General features: G+C 50.0%; 17 protein-coding genes and 1 pseudogene. 10 read left to right on the top strand and 8 right to left on the bottom strand.

Annotated features, from left to right (window positions below):
• Nucleotides 1–7 precede the first annotated feature (7 nt).
• Together AAHF05_RS11895 and AAHF05_RS11890 are read right to left on the bottom strand one after the other, a co-directional pair.
• A pseudogene (locus tag AAHF05_RS11895) lies at nucleotides 8–300 on the bottom strand (tyrosine-type recombinase/integrase); the annotation flags it as partial.
• Between the two features lie 40 nt (nucleotides 301–340).
• Nucleotides 341–625: a hypothetical protein gene (locus AAHF05_RS11890; RefSeq protein ID WP_129323465.1), complete on the bottom strand. Its 285-nt coding sequence runs from the start codon at nucleotides 623–625 to the stop codon at nucleotides 341–343.
• A 262-nt stretch (nucleotides 626–887) separates the two neighbouring features.
• Here AAHF05_RS11890 and AAHF05_RS11885 point away from each other — a divergent pair, with 262 nt between their 5' ends.
• The 7 genes from AAHF05_RS11885 to AAHF05_RS11855 all read left to right on the top strand — a co-directional run bounded on the left by AAHF05_RS11885 (nucleotide 888) and on the right by AAHF05_RS11855 (nucleotide 4,916).
• Entirely contained in the window at nucleotides 888–1,232 is a 345-nt protein-coding gene (locus AAHF05_RS11885) for a DUF1294 domain-containing protein (RefSeq protein ID WP_129323466.1), read from the top strand.
• Nucleotides 1,233–1,327: 95 nt separating this feature from the next.
• Nucleotides 1,328–1,783 carry a VOC family protein gene (locus tag AAHF05_RS11880; protein ID WP_028018845.1) on the top strand — a complete coding sequence of 152 codons (456 nt, stop codon included), beginning with the start codon at nucleotides 1,328–1,330 and terminating at the stop codon, nucleotides 1,781–1,783.
• 10 nt (nucleotides 1,784–1,793) lie between these two features.
• Complete coding sequence (locus tag AAHF05_RS11875; protein WP_028018846.1) at nucleotides 1,794–2,342, top strand: GNAT family N-acetyltransferase; 549 nt, start codon at nucleotides 1,794–1,796, stop codon at nucleotides 2,340–2,342.
• A gap of 125 nt (nucleotides 2,343–2,467) precedes the next feature.
• The gene (locus tag AAHF05_RS11870) at nucleotides 2,468–2,917 is read left to right on the top strand and encodes a hypothetical protein (protein ID WP_129323467.1); all 450 of its coding nucleotides are present in this window, start codon (nucleotides 2,468–2,470) and stop codon (nucleotides 2,915–2,917) included.
• 267 nt (nucleotides 2,918–3,184) lie between these two features.
• Nucleotides 3,185–4,216, top strand: a complete 1,032-nt coding sequence (locus AAHF05_RS11865; protein WP_129323468.1) for a methyltransferase — start codon at nucleotides 3,185–3,187, stop codon at nucleotides 4,214–4,216.
• 91 nt (nucleotides 4,217–4,307) lie between these two features.
• The gene (locus tag AAHF05_RS11860) at nucleotides 4,308–4,505 is read left to right on the top strand and encodes a hypothetical protein (RefSeq protein WP_028018848.1); all 198 of its coding nucleotides are present in this window, start codon (nucleotides 4,308–4,310) and stop codon (nucleotides 4,503–4,505) included.
• A gap of 3 nt (nucleotides 4,506–4,508) precedes the next feature.
• The gene (locus AAHF05_RS11855) at nucleotides 4,509–4,916 is read left to right on the top strand and encodes a GFA family protein (protein WP_129323469.1); all 408 of its coding nucleotides are present in this window, start codon (nucleotides 4,509–4,511) and stop codon (nucleotides 4,914–4,916) included.
• Nucleotides 4,917–5,206: 290 nt separating this feature from the next.
• Here AAHF05_RS11855 and ompC read toward each other — a convergent pair whose 3' ends face one another.
• Complete coding sequence (gene ompC / locus AAHF05_RS11850) at nucleotides 5,207–6,316, bottom strand: porin OmpC (RefSeq protein ID WP_129323470.1); 1,110 nt, start codon at nucleotides 6,314–6,316, stop codon at nucleotides 5,207–5,209.
• A gap of 389 nt (nucleotides 6,317–6,705) precedes the next feature.
• Nucleotides 6,706–10,230, bottom strand: coding sequence for a pyruvate:ferredoxin (flavodoxin) oxidoreductase (gene nifJ, locus AAHF05_RS11845; protein WP_129325169.1), 3,525 nt, complete (start codon nucleotides 10,228–10,230; stop codon nucleotides 6,706–6,708).
• Between the two features lie 271 nt (nucleotides 10,231–10,501).
• Here nifJ and AAHF05_RS11840 point away from each other — a divergent pair, with 271 nt between their 5' ends.
• Entirely contained in the window at nucleotides 10,502–10,768 is a 267-nt protein-coding gene (locus AAHF05_RS11840; protein WP_025759109.1) for a DUF333 domain-containing protein, read from the top strand.
• Here the strand turns inward: AAHF05_RS11840 and hslJ are convergent, their stop codons facing one another.
• From hslJ to AAHF05_RS11820, 4 genes are all read right to left on the bottom strand, one after another.
• Entirely contained in the window at nucleotides 10,769–11,206 is a 438-nt protein-coding gene (gene hslJ / locus AAHF05_RS11835; RefSeq protein ID WP_114977098.1) for a heat shock protein HslJ, read from the bottom strand.
• Nucleotides 11,207–11,334: 128 nt separating this feature from the next.
• Complete coding sequence (locus AAHF05_RS11830) at nucleotides 11,335–11,463, bottom strand: DUF2474 domain-containing protein (protein WP_114977099.1); 129 nt, start codon at nucleotides 11,461–11,463, stop codon at nucleotides 11,335–11,337.
• Nucleotides 11,463–12,473, bottom strand: coding sequence for a cytochrome d ubiquinol oxidase subunit II (cydB, locus tag AAHF05_RS11825; RefSeq protein ID WP_374936329.1), 1,011 nt, complete (start codon nucleotides 12,471–12,473; stop codon nucleotides 11,463–11,465). The genes AAHF05_RS11830 and cydB overlap by 1 nt, the downstream gene beginning before the upstream one ends.
• On the bottom strand, nucleotides 12,473–13,873 hold the full coding sequence (locus tag AAHF05_RS11820; protein WP_129325167.1) for a cytochrome ubiquinol oxidase subunit I: 1,401 nt from the start codon (nucleotides 13,871–13,873) through the stop codon (nucleotides 12,473–12,475). The genes cydB and AAHF05_RS11820 overlap by 1 nt, the downstream gene beginning before the upstream one ends.
• A gap of 393 nt (nucleotides 13,874–14,266) precedes the next feature.
• Between AAHF05_RS11820 and AAHF05_RS11815 the strand changes: the two genes are divergently transcribed.
• Nucleotides 14,267–14,455 carry a cold-shock protein gene (locus AAHF05_RS11815; protein WP_129325166.1) on the top strand — a complete coding sequence of 63 codons (189 nt, stop codon included), beginning with the start codon at nucleotides 14,267–14,269 and terminating at the stop codon, nucleotides 14,453–14,455.
• Nucleotides 14,456–14,537: 82 nt separating this feature from the next.
• Complete coding sequence (locus tag AAHF05_RS11810) at nucleotides 14,538–15,947, top strand: PLP-dependent aminotransferase family protein (protein WP_129325165.1); 1,410 nt, start codon at nucleotides 14,538–14,540, stop codon at nucleotides 15,945–15,947.
• Nucleotides 15,948–16,123 lie beyond the last annotated feature (176 nt).

The following is a 16,123-nucleotide window of genomic DNA, read 5'->3' as shown; positions in this document are numbered from 1 at the left end:
AAATTTTTCAGCGTGCGAGCTTATCGTTAAGCATCAGCACCTGTTCGCCATTCATTTCTTCAATCCACGCACCGTAGACTTCATAAACCATTTGCGCGTTTTCATGCCCCATCTGGCTGGCTATGAAAGACGGTTAGCGCTGACAGATAAAAGCCAGCAGGCAAAAGTATGCCGCGTATGGTACGGATTCCGGCGGCGAATGCCAGCACGTTTTACAGCAGCGTTAAATCTGGCGCCGATACTTGATAAAGAGTAGTAGGCTTTCTGTTCTCCCTTGCGCATCCGGGGTATGAAAACGAATCACAGGCTCTAGCAGATCGCTTCGCCAGTGGCGAGACTTTTAGTATCCATGGAAGAAGTAGCGAATCTTCAAGCCGATAAACTTCAACACTGGCCAGACATAATGCTGGATGAAATATAGAGCAGGTGGAACAACCAATGCCGCACCAGTTGCGCAGATTGCGTATACTGCCGAGTCCTTTGCAATTAATGAATAATTTAGGTTAAGTGTTTCAAGGTTAATTGCATTGGTTGTACTGGAACCTACAAATCCAGAGCCAAAAACAACCAGGAACACATAAAGTGATACTGTTATGAGCTTTAAAATTAGCCGAATGTATTTCACGATGAACACCTGCTGAATGAATCCCCCTTTTTACACATAAGCAACGTGTTTAGCTAGCTCATGGTTTACGTTGCTCTAAATGGTATTCTGAACTTTACACCCGAACCCACAAAGGCTGGCTGTGTTGACCTGTTCTCGCGCAAAGTTATTGGCTGGTCAATGCAACTCCGAATGACAAAAGATAAATAGCTTGAGCCTGATACATGCGTGATATCGCGTATAATGCTTCTTCAAAATCGCTTAACATCCACTGGCTTGTACTATGACTCTCAATCGTTTTTGTTATTTACTCCTGATCCTCGCTGCGGTCGGCAGCATTCTTACCTCGTATCCAGTGGTGATGTGGTTGCTGCTGATCAATGTGCTGACGATGGTCATGTATGGCGCAGATAAAATGGCGGCGCGTAAAGGTATGCGCAGGGTTCCGGAAGCGACGTTGCTGGTATTTGGTGTGACAGGGGGCTGGCCTGGGGCCATTTTGGGGCAACAACTCTTTCGCCATAAAACCCAAAAGCAGCCATTCAAAACGTATTTTTTTATCAGCGTTATCGTCAGCATCGCCGTGATGGCGGTGGCTTACCATTTCTCTCCTTTTACCTCTTCATGAGCGTCGGCAGGGGCTGGCGAAATGCCTGTTGACATCAAGTTAACTTGAGCTTTTAAGATGCCTGCCACAGGTTGATAAAGGAGTAACATCTTAAAATGAAAGATATTGATGTCGGTTTTACACATGTCGCGTTCATGGTCAGGGATCTTGAGAAGAGCATTGCTTTCTATCGTCGTTACGCGGGTATGGAGATTATTCACTCCCGTGAACCCGATATTCCTGATGCCCGTAAAGTGGCGTGGCTAAGCGACCATACCCGTCCTTTCGCCCTGGTGCTGGTACAGGCGGATAACGTAACCGATACACCGCTGGGTAACTTTGGTCATCTGGGCATTGCCTGCGCCACCCGTGAAGAACTCGACAGGAAAACGGAGATGGCAAGCGCTGAAGGTGTGTTAAGAAAAGCGCCGGAAGAGCTGGGGGATCCCGTCGGTTACTATGTATTTTTTGCCGACCCTGACGGTAACACGTTAGAACTGTCTTTCGGTCAGCGCGTTGGGCTTGAAGCAATCCGAACGGCTCATCCAGAAAGTAAAGATAACGGGATATAAGAGAGAAATAATGGAATACAGATTGCCATTACAAACCTCGCGTTTGTTACTGCGTCCACTGGCATCCGCCGATTTGCCGGAAATTTCGTGCTACCGCAACCAGCCTGAGGTGGCCCGTTTTCAGAGCTGGGATCGTTTTACGATGCAGGATGCGGAGAAATTATATGCTCAGCAGAACACCCTTGCGTTTAACTGCGATGACACGTGGTACCAGATTATCGTTGAACGGCAAATGGACGGGGCTGTGATTGGGGATATTGGTGTTCATTTTTTTGACGAGGGCAGGCAGGCTGAACTGGGTATGACCTTTGATGTGAAATATCAGAATCAGGGTTATGCCCGGGAAGCTATCAATGCCATAATCACGCTGCTATTTACGCACTATAACAAGCACCGGCTTATCGCCGTTGTGGATACACGCAATATTCGCGCTGCAAACCTTTTGCAAAAACTCCATTTTCGACGGGAAGCCCATTATCGGCAGAACATCTTTTTTAAGGGAGAATGGGGTGATGAATATTGTTATGCCTTGCTGAAAGAGGAACACCTCCGGCATTAACAGAGCGTCAAAAGTTTCTCAATACCGACACCGGCACCGCTAATAGTAGTAGGTTTATTCTCTATGGCTTGCTGTTTTTTGCACAATCTGAATAATAAGTGCAACAACACATAAGACAACATCCCATGAAAATTCAATCTATTACACTGGCGATGCTGGCATTCATTGCTGCACCTGCCTGGTCCGCGTTTCAGGAGCGGGAATATAATACATGGTATATAAAAAATGCCGTTCTTTATGACATGACACAAACTTCAGAGGGTTTTCCTGTCATGGTGAGTATATCCCAACCGGAGCGGCGGTCTGCCAATCTGCTGGTGTCCTATATTTCTGAAGGACAATGTGGTGGGGACAGGAAAGAGCTTAACGTCAATGGAAAAGCACTGCCTGCACAATATCACTGTGTTCAGGTGGGCCTGAGCAAAATTGAACATTTTTCTGTGATTGATGCTGATAGTGTTAATGGCATGGTGACGCATCTTAAGTCTGATTTCACCATACTGCTTCAAAACGACATAAAGGTATGGGCGGCAAATATTAAAACACCAAAATACGGACTGACACCCAGATTCTAAATACTGAAATCCCGTCTTTTTACGGGGTTTTAGCATGCGCCAACAATTATTTCCTCTATAATAATTTAATTGTTTTATTATTCCAAAAAATGATAAGTGGACTTGTTTTTTTACGTATTGAAAATTCTGTACTTAAAGCGATACGAAATTGTATGAGTTAACTTTGCTAAATATTCTTTTCATAATGGATAAAGCTCACTTTCAGTCTTACGCTTGCTAACAGCTTTTTAGTTATTCAACACGTCTGTACTGGGTAAGGAGCAGAAAATGACACAGCTTAATAGTCTGGATTCACTCAGCCGTAAAGAAGGGATGTGTTTATTAGAGCAAAGTATGGGTTTTGTCTGGCAGACAGCACTTAGGGCAGTTGCGGTGTTAGGCGTCGCGGACCATCTGATCGAAGGAAAAAAATCAATTAAGCAACTGGCCCTGGAGCTTAATGTCGATCGCGACTATCTGCATAGAATCATGCGATTATTATCCTCCCGTGGGGTGTTCAACGAATTAACTGAAGACGAATACAGTCTTAGCCATTCAGCAAAATTCCTTTGTTCTGAGTATGAATTTTCATTGCGTTCAGCGGTACTTATGCTGACCGATCCCACTTTCTGGCAGCCAGCGTCCAGAATGGATGAAATATTACAAGGTAAACCTGTTTTCAATGAATTGTTTGGCAAGCCTTTTTACGAATACTGGCAGCATGATGACACGGTTACGGGCAGCAATATTTTTCATGCCGGTATGGCATCTATGTCATCCGTGGAAAATGAAGTCATTGTGGATTGCTATGCGTTCCCTCATCATGCCGTCGTTGCAGATATCGCCGGGGGACTGGGGAATCTATTACTGGCTGTTTTACGTCGAAATCCAGGCCTAACCGGGATCCTTTTTGACCAAAAGGATGTGCTTGCGCGGAACCGACTGCATTTGCTGAATGACGATCGCCGGTGGAGGACGGTAGAGGGTAGCTTTTTTGAGACCTGTCCTGATGCGGATATTTATCTCCTTAAATACATCTTGATGGATTGGCCAGACGCGAAAGCCGTTCAGATACTGCAGTGCTGCAGAAAGGCAATGAAAGAACGTTCACGATTATTGGTTTTTGAACCCCTTATCAAAGACGAAAATAATGAGCAGGGACGGTATGAGATTGACCTGCTTCTTTTAACAAGCTTTGACGGAGGGCGGGCAAGGACAAAATCTGAATATCAAAACTTGTTTGAACAGGCGAATCTTAAGTTAAATACAATAATAAACACCCGCTCGTACATGTCGATACTGGAAGTCATACCTGTTTGAACCGCTTTCATGGTATTAACAGAGCAGTTGAACACCATTCCGTTTTAACATATTCCTGCTACGCTTTTCTGTTGTAAAAGGGAGCGCGAATATGCAAAACAAAGATGAACAAACAGGTTTAGTGGGGCTGGCGATCGGTGCCGCCGTCATTGGGCTGGTTTCAGCGCAGAAACCGATTGATCGCGATAGCATCGTCAATGAACTGGTCAGGCTGGGCAGGCAGAAAGGTGATGGTGTTGAGGATGAAGTTTTCGTCAAAGCTGCCGCACTTGTGAGGAAAGGGGTGTAACCGATGGGTGAAATTCGTCATGCGCAGTGCCATTGTGGCGCGGTGGTATTCACCGTCGAGCTTTCTGATGGCTTTAATACTGCGCGGCGCTGCAGCTGTTCTTTCTGCCGAATGCGGGGGGCTGTGGCGGTATCCGCGCCGTTATCGGGGATTACCGTAACCAAAGGTGAGGATAAGCTCACAGAGTACCGATTTAACACGGGTACGGCCCGGCATTTCTTCTGCTCAATATGCGGGATTTATACGTTCCATCAACGGCGTTCCAACCCGAACGAGTACGGTGTGAATGTTGCCTGTTTTGAAAACGTATCGCCGTTCGACTTCCCGGAGGTTACGGTGATGGACGGAGTTAACCATCCTATGGACGGGGGGAGCGGAGTTTTTGGCTATCTCTCTTTTCGCAAAAAATGAATGTTTCCAGGATCAAGGCTAACCAGCATCCAGGTGGTTCAGAAGAGCGCTGAGGTGACCAACAATATCACCAAAATCAAAAATTAGCGCCATCCACAGAAGCGCTAAGAGAGTAAGTACGGCAACGGATACACGACCAAACAACGTTGTTGTCCTTAATGAGGGAAGGGCTATAACCGCAGTTTAACCAGCTTTCTTTCAACTTACCCTCAACCAGATCGTCAGAAATATTCCTTTTTGTGACGAAGTTCAAAAAAATTGGGCCCGCATAATTATGCGGGCCCGGACAATCAGAACTGGTATACCAGGCCTAACGCAACAACATCATCGGTACCGATGCCGTTGTTCTTGTAGAAACTTTCATCTTCGTCCAGCAGGTTGATTTTATAATCAACATAGGTGGACATGTTTTTGTTGAAATAATAGGTCGCACCTACTTCAGCATATTTAACCAGATCCTGATCGCCCTGACCGTTGCCCAGGTCTTTACCTTTAGACTGCAGGTAGGACAGGGTTGGACGCAGACCGAAGTCGAACTGGTATTGCGCGGTGATTTCGAAGTTCTGAGTTTTGTTCGCCACGGCGTCGGTATTATCACCATAAGGCGTCATGTTACGGGTTTCAGAATACATTGCCGCCACGTAGATATTATTGGCGTCATATTTCAGACCCGCAGTCCAGGCATCCGCTTTGTCACCGCCGGCCGTGGTATTCATAACCTGCTCGTTGGTACGGTCAGAAGAGGTATAGGCCGCACCTGCGCTGATCCCCATCCCAAAGTCATAGGTGGTAGAAATACCGAAGCCGTCACCGTTTTCATGGCGGGTGTCACGGCCGTTGTTGGTACCTTCCTGGTTGTTGCTGGCGTCTTCATTCTTACCCTGATACTGCAGAGCAAAGTTCAGACCCGGTACCAGACCATAGAAGTCGGTGTTACGGTAGGTTGCCACACCGTTCGCACGACCGGTCATAAAGTTATCGGCTTTGGTGTAGGAGTCGCCACCGAATTCTGGCAGCATATCTGTCCAGCCTTCAATGTCGTACAGAACGCCATAATTACGGCCGTAATCGAAGGAACCGTAGTCACCCACTTTTACGCCCGCGAAGGCCAGACGTGTCCAGGACTGGTTATCTGAACCTTCAGTATTGTTCGCCTGAATGTTGTATTCCCACTGCGCGTAACCGGTCATCATGTTGTTGATTTGGGTTTCACCTTTGAAACCCAAACGCATGTAGGTCTGATCGCCATCAGCGCCTTTATCGTCGGAGAAATAGTGCAGACCATCTACTTTTCCGTACAGATCTAATTTGTTGCCGTCTTTATTATAAATCTCTGCTGCATGCGCAGCACCAGCCATTAACAGAGCCGGAATCATCAGAGCCAGTACTTTTCTTTGCATTGTGATATTCCTTTGCAGTTGTTTTTATTTAATTACCTGTTGAACTTTCCGAATGAGAAAGTTGTCCCATGCTAAATCACTCCAGTGTAAGAGTAATAAAGTATAATTGTTACGAACTAAGTAAAATCTAAACTGAATAAAACGACGGAAATGATCATTGGTCTCATGAATGATTCGCGGTGAATTATATAAAATAAAAATTATTAATAAGGGATTAAGTAAGCTAGTCTCTGTGCTGTTATATGCCTTTAAGATTATTTATCCATAATTTACATGAATGCTATTTAGTTTTCTAAATAGATATTTATTAATTAACTGGATTGGCCCGATGTGATTACATCGGGCTTTTTTTATGGCAAAAAAATGCCCGGACTAGCCGGGCGGGGGGATTAATCGCTGGTTGATTTTTCGGCTTTACCGGCCATATGCGCCAGGAAATCATACCGTTTTTGCAGGTCAGCGGCGGCATCTTTCCATAACTGCTCAGCGACCTCAGGCTGTTGCGCATTGAGGCGGCGGAAGCGTTGCTCCTGCATTAACGTTTCGGCCAGAGCATCTGAAGGTGGACGCGAATCCAGCGCCAGCGGTAACTTGCCCTCGTCCGCACGGCGCGGATCGAACCGGTATAGTGGCCAGAATCCGGTAGCTGTCAGCTGACGCATCTGATCGTGGCTGAGTGCCAGGTCGTAGCCATGCTCTTCGCATGGGCTGTAAGCAATAATCAACGACGGGCCTGGATACGCTTCCGCCTCCTGAATAGCTTTCACCGTCTGGTTAAGTTGCGCACCCAGCGAGATTTGCGCGACGTAAACGTGACCGTACATCATCATGCTCACACCGAGATCTTTGCGCGCCTTACGTTTTCCGTGTTCACCAAATTTTGTAACGGCGCCCAACGGCGTAGCCTTTGATGCCTGACCGCCGGTATTGGAATAACACTGCGTATCCAGGACCAGAATATTGACGTTTTCGGTCAGGCTCAACACGTGATCCAGCCCGCCAAAACCAATATCGTAAGCCCAGCCGTCACCACCAATCAGCCAGATCGATTTTTCAACCAGGGCGTCAGCGTCAGTCAGAAGTTGTTCTGCACCCGCCACCCCCTGAAGGGCATGCCGCAGCTCAGCAACTTGCTCGCGACGAACTTCTGGTGTGGCTTCTGCGCGTAGTGCCTCATTGAGCTCAGCAGGGATCTGCCCGGCAAACTGTTCCAGCAAACGCATCACTCGAGCGCGATGCTGGTCGACGGTCAGACGGAAGCCGAGACCAAATTCGGCATTATCTTCGAACAATGAGTTTGCCCATGCCGGGCCTCGACCATTCGCGTCGGTGGTGTACGGCGTGGAGGGCAGGTTACCGCCGTAGATAGATGAACAGCCGGTGGCATTGGCAATCAACATCCGGTCGCCGTAGAGCTGAGTCAGCAGCTTAATATAAGGCGTTTCACCGCAGCCAGAGCAGGCACCAGAGTACTCGAATAACGGCGTGATGAGCTGCGACGTTCGAATATCAATACGTTCCAGCTTGCTGCGATCGATTTCCGGTAAGTTCAGGAAGAAGTCATAGTTTACTTTTTCTTCTTCAACGTGCTCCAGACGCGACATCATATTGATGGCTTTGATATTCGGGTCCTGTCTGTCTTTCGCCGGGCACACCTCAACACACAGATTACAACCAGTACAATCTTCCGGTGCGACCTGCAGAACGTATTTCTGTCCGCGCATATCACGCGATTTCACATCCAGAGAATGCAGACTGGCCGGGGCATCCGCCATTGCTTCCGGGGAAACCACTTTGGCGCGAATGGCCGAATGTGGGCATGCCGCTACACAGTGATTGCACTGGGTACACAGACCTTCTTTCCAGATGGGTATCTCTTCGGCGATGTTGCGTTTTTCCCACCGCGTGGTCCCCATTGGCCAGGTCCCATCTGGCGGCAGGGCAGAGACGGGAAGGGCATCGCCCAACCCGGCCAGCATTGCCGCCGTCACGGTCTTAACGAAATCAGGCGCCGCATCAGATACCACCGGAGGACGATTTGGACTTGCAGCATTCACAGGTTGCAGCGCTACTTCAAACAGAGATTCGCGAGCGAGTGCCAGCGCCTGCCAGTTGCGTTCGACCAGTTCCTGCCCCTTGCTGCTGTAGCTTTTGGCAATTGCGCCCTGCAGTTCCATGAGTGCACTGTCGCCAGGCAGGATGTTGGTCAGATGGAAAAAGGCCATTTGCATAACGGTATTAATACGCGCGGCCAGACCACATTCGCGGGCAATTTTCGCAGCGTTAACCACATAAAAACGGGCTTTCTTCTGGTTGAGGACCGCCTGTACCTCCTGCGGCAGACGCGCCCAAACTTCGTCTGCACTGTATGGCGTATTCAGCAGGAAAATACCGCCGGGTTTCAGGCGCTCGGCCATCTGGTATTTATCAATAAACTGCAGCTGGTGGCAGCCAACAAAATCAGCCTGCGAAATAAGATAAGCCGAGCGGATGGGGTGTTCACTCACGCGCAGGTGGGAAACGGTCAGACCACCAGCTTTTTTGGAGTCATAGACGAAGTATCCCTGGGCATACCACGGGGTAGAATTACCGATGATTTTGATGTTGTTTTTGGTCGCCGAGACGCTGCCGTCGCTGCCCAGACCATAGAACAGCGCCTCAAGTTTGGCATTCGATGGTAACGTGTTTTCTGGCAAAGCCAGGGAAAGGTTAGTCACATCATCATAAATACCCACCGTAAAGCGAGGCTTCGGTTTCGCTTCATTTAACTCGTTAAATACCGCCAGCACGCAGTCCGGTCCAAACTCTTTGGAGGACAAACCATAGCGGCCGCCGATCACGCGCGGTAGCGTTTCACGTTCGCCGTTATTAAATGCTTCAGCCAGCGCGGTCATGACATCCAGATATAGGGGTTCCGCGTGTGCGCCGGGCTCTTTGGTACGGTCAAGTACCGCCACAGCACGTGCGCTTTCAGGTAGGGCCGAAAGCAGATGTTTAGCTGAGAACGGACGATAGAGACGCACCTTAAGCACGCCAACTTTTTCGCCGCGCGTAAGTAGCTCGTCAACCACCTCTTCACAGGTTCCAATGGCGGATCCCATCAGCACAATCACCCGTTCTGCCTGCGGGTGGCCGTAGTACTCGAACGGTTTGTATTCTCGTCCGGTTGCGGCAGCAAAGTCAGCCATCGCCTGATCAACATGGTCGTAAACCGCGTTGTACCATGGGTTCGTGGCTTCACGGGACTGGAAATAGGTATCTGGATTCGCTGAAGTCCCACGGATCACCGGATGCTCCGGGTTAAGGGCGCGGGCGCGGTGCGCGTCGATTTCCGCCTGCGGCAGAAGATTCAGAATAGTGTCGTCAGCCAGAGGGACAATTTTGTTGATTTCGTGAGACGTGCGGAAACCATCAAAGAAGTGAATAAATGGAACGCGGCTTTTCAGCGTGGCGATATGCGAAATCAAGGCGAAGTCTTGTGCTTCCTGCACGCTGCTGGCACAGAGCATCGCGCAACCGGTCTGACGCACGGCCATTACGTCGGAGTGGTCACCGAAGATGGAAAGGGCGTGGGTGGCAATGGTTCGTGCCGCAACATGCAGAACGAAGGGGGTGAGTTGACCGGCGAGTTTGTACAGTGTCGGGATCATTAACAACAATCCCTGAGAAGAGGTAAACGACGTGGAGAGCGCACCTGTCTGAAGCGCACCATGTACCGTGGCAATCGCACCGGCTTCAGACTGCATTTCTACCACTCTCGGGACATCGCCCCAGACGTTTTTTAACCCGTTACCCGCCCAGGCGTCTGCCTGCTCAGCCATGGTAGAACTTGGCGTGATTGGATAGATGGCGATAACTTCGCTGGTGCGAAACGCGACTGAGGCAACTGCACCATTACCGTCAATAGTTTGCATAGGACGACACCCTTACATTGCGCAAAAATAGAGGGGCTGTCATCAGACGACGAGCCCTGAATATTATCTCTTTAGTCTAGCAAACAGGGGATTCGACGATTTTCGCTTTTGTGTCCTCGGTATTACTGGTATCAATGAGTAGATCAAACTTTTGCCAAAAAAATTGCGAGAAAGTGTTTCCGGGGCGCATAAATACGCACTTCCGCTCTCGACGACACGGGATGTGATGCCTATTATGCATAGGTTTCGCATTATTCATGGGGGAGAGAGCATGCGCTCAGCATTTTTGGTAGGGTGTGCCGCGTTATTATTGTCGGCATGTAGCAGTGAACCAGTCCAGCAAGCAACAGCGGCACACGTGGCGCCCGGAATGAAAGCGGCGATGTCCAGCTCCGGTCAGGCCAACTGCGCGATGATTGGTGGTTCGTTGTCTGTTGCCCGCCAGCTTGACGGTTCTGCTATCGGGATGTGCGCCTTGCCAAACGGCAAACGCTGCAGCGAACAGTCGCTTGCCGTTGGAACTTGCGGTAACTACTGATTATTCTGCACGCTTAAACAACAGCGTTTTATCGGCTGTCGCCAGCGTTAACTGGTCTTCTGTCAGGTCGACCTGCGCCCCTTTGCGCAGCATGTCGCCGATGGCGTGATCCAGTTCGTTAAGCTGCGGTTCAGTACAAAGTTTACGTGTCATGGCCAGACCGCTGACTTTAAGCTCGCCTTCGGACAATTTCCCTTGCCCGTTGAAGCGATTACACATCTGGCCTGAAACGCGAATGTTATTAACCAGGCTAATATCTGGCAGGGCGCTAAAGCTGATCTCAGGTTGCGTTGTTGTGGCCTTCACGGCTTTGCCGTCCACATTTTCCAGAACAAAACGATGGTTCTTCAGTTGCTCCGGCTGAACGGAAGCTTTCCCCGGATTAACACAACCGGTCAGGACAAGGCTAATAACACTTAACGCAATGAGCTTTTTCATTTTTCTTCTCAAACTATAAATATCGTGAATCTTTGTACAGTGTAACGATACGCTGTCGTGCGTTAATGGGGTTTATCTGAAAGTGCGGGGCGGGTGTCGGGCAACGCAGCGGTTGCCCGACATGAAGATTAGTGAGACTTAAACCCTGCGGCTGTCATCAACATACGAAACAGCATACTGACCGCAGCCAGCGCCAGCACGCTTCCGCCCCAGATAATGGCCAGCCACATCAATCGTTTCCAGACAGGTTGTTGCATCAGTGATAACCCTCCCCATGCTGAACTTTTCCGCGAAACACGTAGTAACTCCAGAAGGTGTAGACCAGAATAATGGGAATGATCAATAACGCGCCCACCAGCATAAAGCCCTGGCTTTGCGTCGGCGCGGCGGCCTGCCACAGGGTGATTGACGGTGGAATGATATGCGGCCAGATGCTGATCCCAAGACCGCTAAAGCCGAGGAATATCAATCCTAACGTCAGGATGAATGGGCGATTATGGCTTGCAGGATTATTGAGGCAACGCCACTGATACAGACTCAGAAGCACCACCAGCACCGGAACAGGCAACAGGTAAAACAGATTCGGCAGCGTGAACCAGCGCGCGGCGATGGCTGGCTGCGCCAGCGGTGTCCAGATACTGATTGCGGCAATGAAGGCCAGAAGAATGATTAACAGCGTTCTGGATACCCCACGCATCCGCTGCTGAAGGGCATTTTCGCTTTTCATCACCAGCCATGTAGAGCCTAACAGTGCATAGGCCACCACCAGACCGGCACCGCAGAACAGGTTAAACGCGGTGAACCAGTCAAAGAGCCCGCCAGTATAGGCCCGGCCAGTCACGGTAAAGCCGTTGATCACTGCGCCCACCGTTACACCCTGGGTAAACGTAGCCAGAATTGAACCACCAATAAACGCTTTATCCCAGAAGGGACGGTGCGCCGGCGTTGCTTTAAAGCGAAACTCGAATGCTACGCCACGGAAAATAAGTCCGATCAGCATTAATGTCAGCGGGATGGTGAGGGCATCAACGATCACCGCATAGGCCAGTGGAAATGCACCGAACAGGGCCGCACCGCCGAGCACCAGCCAGGTTTCATTTCCGTCCCAGACCGGGGCGACGCTGTTGACCATCACATCGCGATCGTCGGCATTTTGTGTCGCCGGAAACAGAATACCCATCCCGAGATCAAAACCGTCCATCACGATATACATCAGTGTGGCGAAGACGATGATGACAAACCAGATAATGGAAAGATCGATACCCATTATGGCTGCTCCTTATGTTCAGTTGTGACGGCAGAGAGTGGGCGTGCCGGACGTCCGTCTGATTCGGTGGCATAAGATTCATGAGGCTGCGGACCTTTCCTGATAAGGCGCACCATACAGCTGTAACCCACGCCAAACACCGAGGTGTAAACGACGAAAAAGGCCAGCAAACTCACGCTCATATGCAGGTCACCATGCGCTGAAACCGCATCTTTCGTTCGTTGCAGACCATAAACAACCCACGGCTGGCGACCCACTTCGGTGGTGATCCATCCGGCCAGAATCGCAATCAGCCCGGATGGCCCCATCAACAGGGCAAACCACAGGAAAGGGCGAGAAGCGTAAACACGCTTTTTATAGCGTAACCACAGCGCCACAACGCCGAGCAGCAACATCAGCATGCCTAAGCCGGCCATAATGCGGAATGACCAGAAGACGATGGTCGAGTTCGGGCGGTCTTCCTTCGGGAACTCCTTGAGAGCCGGAACCTGTTTATCCAGGCTGTGCGTCAGGATAAGACTCCCCAGCGCAGGGATCTCCAGACCAAAGCGGGTGCGCTCCTGTTCCATATCCGGCCAGCCAAACAGCAGCAGCGGGGTGGGTTCTCCTGGCGGGTTTTCCCAATGACCTTCAATGGCGGCGATTTTAGCGGGCTGGTGCTTTAGCGTGTTCAACCCGTGCATATCACCGACCATGGCCTGGATGGGGGCGACAATTAGCGTCATCCACAACGCCATAGAAAACATCGCGCGGATGGCAGGAGTATTATTCCCGCGCAGCAGATGCCATGCCGCGGAAGCGCCGACAAATAACGCGCTGCTGAGGAACGCGGCTATCGACATATGCAGCAGTCGGTAAGGGAAGGAGGGGTTAAATACCACGGCGAACCAATCCACCGGCACGACCTGACCGTTGACGATCTCATAGCCTTGCGGGGTCTGCATCCAGCTGTTTGATGAGAGGATCCAGAAGGTGGAGATAATGGTCCCCAGTGCCACCATGCAGGTGGCGAAGAAATGCAAACCAGGCCCTACTTTGTTCCAGCCGAAAAGCATCACACCAAGGAAACCAGCTTCCAGGAAGAAGGCGGTCAGCACTTCATAGGTCAGCAGCGGGCCGGTAATGCTGCCCGCAAACTGCGAAAATCCACTCCAGTTGGTACCAAACTGGTAGGCCATCACCAGCCCGGAGACAACGCCCATACCAAAGTTAACGGCAAAAATCTTCGACCAGAAATGATACAGCGAGCGCCAGACCGGATTTTTGGTTTTAAGCCACAGGCCTTCGAGCACGGCAAGATAGCTTGCCAGGCCGATGGTGATGGCCGGGAAAATGATGTGAAAGGATACGGTAAAAGCAAATTGTATCCGTGCAAGATGAAAAGCATCTAAACCAAACATGCACAACCTCAATGTCAAACGGTGTGCTGTTATGCTATAGGGGCAGAAATCAAACTATCAGAGGCAGAAAAGTAAAATTTATATATAACAGTTGGAGGAATAATCAGGAATTGAACATCTGATATACATCGTGTTTGTGAATAAAAAATTTATTTTTATGAATTTTACGCATGAAACTGCTTGCTTTGTCTTCAACACCATGCGTTAATGACCTTCTGGTTTTGAGTCCAAAAAAATATCTGACGTAGTTTTATAAAGTAGTCCTCATCACGTTGTGCCTCTCCGCAGCCGCTCCTGGTTCTCTTTCTACACTCCGATTAGTTTTTGTTTCAAACCACTATCGCCTGAAAGGCCCATTAGCAATTTACGTTTTAACGTTCACAGGAGAATCCTATGACTTCTTACATTCATTTCCGCTGCCCATGCTGTCATGGTTCGCAGTACCGTACCTCAGTCTTTGATGTGTCTGAGAAAAACCCGTTTGGCGCGAAATGCATTTTTTGCAAATCGTCGATGATTACGCTCGATCACCTGACCGTTGCACATTCAGCCCAGAGCCACGTTATCGAGTACCTCAAGTAATCAACACCGCTTTTCATAACAGTTAGCAAAAACTTCTCTTTTTCTCCTGCTGATATACACTGTCGGCATTAAGGGGAATCTGATGAAAAAATACCAGCGTCTGGCGCAACAAATTATCTCGCAGATTGAGCTTGGCGTATGGTTGCCGGGCGATAAGTTGCCTTCTCTGCGCGAGCAGGTGGTGAGCAGCGGCATGAGTTTTATGACCGTTGGCCACGCGTACCAGATGCTGGAAAGCCAGGGGCGCATCGTCGCCAGACCGCAGTCGGGCTATTACGTTGCCTCGCGCCCGACGACACAACAGCCTGCTCCGCCTGCCCAGGTGATGCGTGACGAAGCGGTCGATATCAACACCTATATCTTCGACGTATTGCAGGCCAGCCGCGATCCATCGGTTGTTCCTTTTGCTTCTGCGTTTCCCGATCCCCGACTTTTCCCGCTTCAGCAGCTCAACCGTTCGCTGGCGAATGTCAGTAAAACGGCGACCGCAATGAGCGTCATTGAAAATTTACCTCCGGGTAATGTTGATCTCCGCCACGCCATTGCTCGTCGCTATGCCCAGCAGGGGATGAACATCTCCCCGGAAGAGATCGTCATTACCGCTGGTGCGCTTGAAGCGCTGAATCTCAGTTTGCAGGCAGTGACTGAACCTGGGGATTGGGTGATTGTCGAGAATCCCTGTTTCTACGGCGCATTGCAGGCGCTGGAACGCCTGAAACTCAAGGCGCTGTCTGTTGCGACGGATGTCCGCGAGGGGATCGACCTGAATGCGCTTGAGCAGGCGCTGAATGAATACCCGGTAAAAGCCTGCTGGCTCATGACCAATGGGCAAAACCCGCTTGGCTTTACGCTGAGTGCCGAGAAAAAAGCGCATCTGGTGGCGCTGTTAACGAAACATAACGTCACCCTGATTGAGGATGATGTCTATAGCGAGCTTTACTTCGGCCGGGAAAAACCGCTTCCGGCGAAGGCCTGGGACCGGGAGGAGATGACGCTTCACTGCTCATCGTTTTCGAAATGTCTGGTGGCGGGGTTTCGTATCGGCTGGGTGGCGGCGGGAAAACACGCACGCCGTATTCAGCAGCTTCAACTGATGAGCACGTTATCGACCAGTTCTCCGATGCAACTGGCGCTGGTGGACTATCTGGCGACTAAACGTTACGACGCGCATCTGCGCCGCCTGCGACGCACGCTGGCCGAGCGAAAGCAGCAGGCCTGGCAGTCCCTTTTGCGGCATATGCCTGCCGGGGTCAAAATTCACCATAATGATAGCGGCTACTTTTTATGGCTGGAGCTTCCGGCGCAGCTGGATGCAGGGCTGCTTAGCGAAAAGGCCTTAATTCACCACATTAGCATTGCCCCCGGAAAGATGTTTTCCACCTCTGACGCCTGGACGCCATTCTTTCGTTTTAATACCTCCTGGGCATGGGGGGAGCGTGAAGAACAGGCGGTTATTCAGTTGGGGAAATTAATTAGCAGTATGCTGAAATAAACTTTTCTTACCTTCATTTAAATAATCATTCCTTATTCGTATGGCGGCACGGCGAATATTTCGTGGCGCCATATCCCAGAAAATCTGCATACCGTCTCCCATCGCTAACTCCTTGTCTATAATCCAGTTAACGGGGAATGCGCCCTCGGTCACACCTTGATGAAATTTCCTTAAGC

Source organism: Enterobacter adelaidei (assembly GCF_041937165.1).
GTDB classification, from domain to species: Bacteria; Pseudomonadota; Gammaproteobacteria; order Enterobacterales; family Enterobacteriaceae; genus Enterobacter; species Enterobacter adelaidei.
Note: the sequence above shows the minus strand (reverse complement) of the source record. Positions and strands in the feature narration are given on the sequence as shown.

What these genes read in the sequence shown, in the direction of transcription:
- AAHF05_RS11820 (WP_129325167.1), bottom strand. Translation starts at nt 13,873, where the DNA reads ATGTTTGGTTTAGATGCTTTTCATCTTGCACGGATACAATTTGCTTTT.
- AAHF05_RS11840 (WP_025759109.1), top strand. Translation starts at nt 10,502, where the DNA reads ATGCGCTCAGCATTTTTGGTAGGGTGTGCCGCGTTATTATTGTCGGCA.
- ompC (WP_129323470.1), bottom strand. Translation starts at nt 6,316, where the DNA reads ATGCAAAGAAAAGTACTGGCTCTGATGATTCCGGCTCTGTTAATGGCT.
- nifJ (WP_129325169.1), bottom strand. Translation starts at nt 10,230, where the DNA reads ATGCAAACTATTGACGGTAATGGTGCAGTTGCCTCAGTCGCGTTTCGC.
- AAHF05_RS11830 (WP_114977099.1), bottom strand. Translation starts at nt 11,463, where the DNA reads ATGCAACAACCTGTCTGGAAACGATTGATGTGGCTGGCCATTATCTGG.
- AAHF05_RS11810 (WP_129325165.1), top strand. Translation starts at nt 14,538, where the DNA reads ATGAAAAAATACCAGCGTCTGGCGCAACAAATTATCTCGCAGATTGAG.
- cydB (WP_374936329.1), bottom strand. Translation starts at nt 12,473, where the DNA reads ATGGGTATCGATCTTTCCATTATCTGGTTTGTCATCATCGTCTTCGCC.
- AAHF05_RS11860 (WP_028018848.1), top strand. Translation starts at nt 4,308, where the DNA reads ATGCAAAACAAAGATGAACAAACAGGTTTAGTGGGGCTGGCGATCGGT.
- AAHF05_RS11870 (WP_129323467.1), top strand. Translation starts at nt 2,468, where the DNA reads ATGAAAATTCAATCTATTACACTGGCGATGCTGGCATTCATTGCTGCA.
- AAHF05_RS11880 (WP_028018845.1), top strand. Translation starts at nt 1,328, where the DNA reads ATGAAAGATATTGATGTCGGTTTTACACATGTCGCGTTCATGGTCAGG.
- hslJ (WP_114977098.1), bottom strand. Translation starts at nt 11,206, where the DNA reads ATGAAAAAGCTCATTGCGTTAAGTGTTATTAGCCTTGTCCTGACCGGT.
- AAHF05_RS11885 (WP_129323466.1), top strand. Translation starts at nt 888, where the DNA reads ATGACTCTCAATCGTTTTTGTTATTTACTCCTGATCCTCGCTGCGGTC.
- AAHF05_RS11855 (WP_129323469.1), top strand. Translation starts at nt 4,509, where the DNA reads ATGGGTGAAATTCGTCATGCGCAGTGCCATTGTGGCGCGGTGGTATTC.
- AAHF05_RS11815 (WP_129325166.1), top strand. Translation starts at nt 14,267, where the DNA reads ATGACTTCTTACATTCATTTCCGCTGCCCATGCTGTCATGGTTCGCAG.
- AAHF05_RS11875 (WP_028018846.1), top strand. Translation starts at nt 1,794, where the DNA reads ATGGAATACAGATTGCCATTACAAACCTCGCGTTTGTTACTGCGTCCA.
- AAHF05_RS11865 (WP_129323468.1), top strand. Translation starts at nt 3,185, where the DNA reads ATGACACAGCTTAATAGTCTGGATTCACTCAGCCGTAAAGAAGGGATG.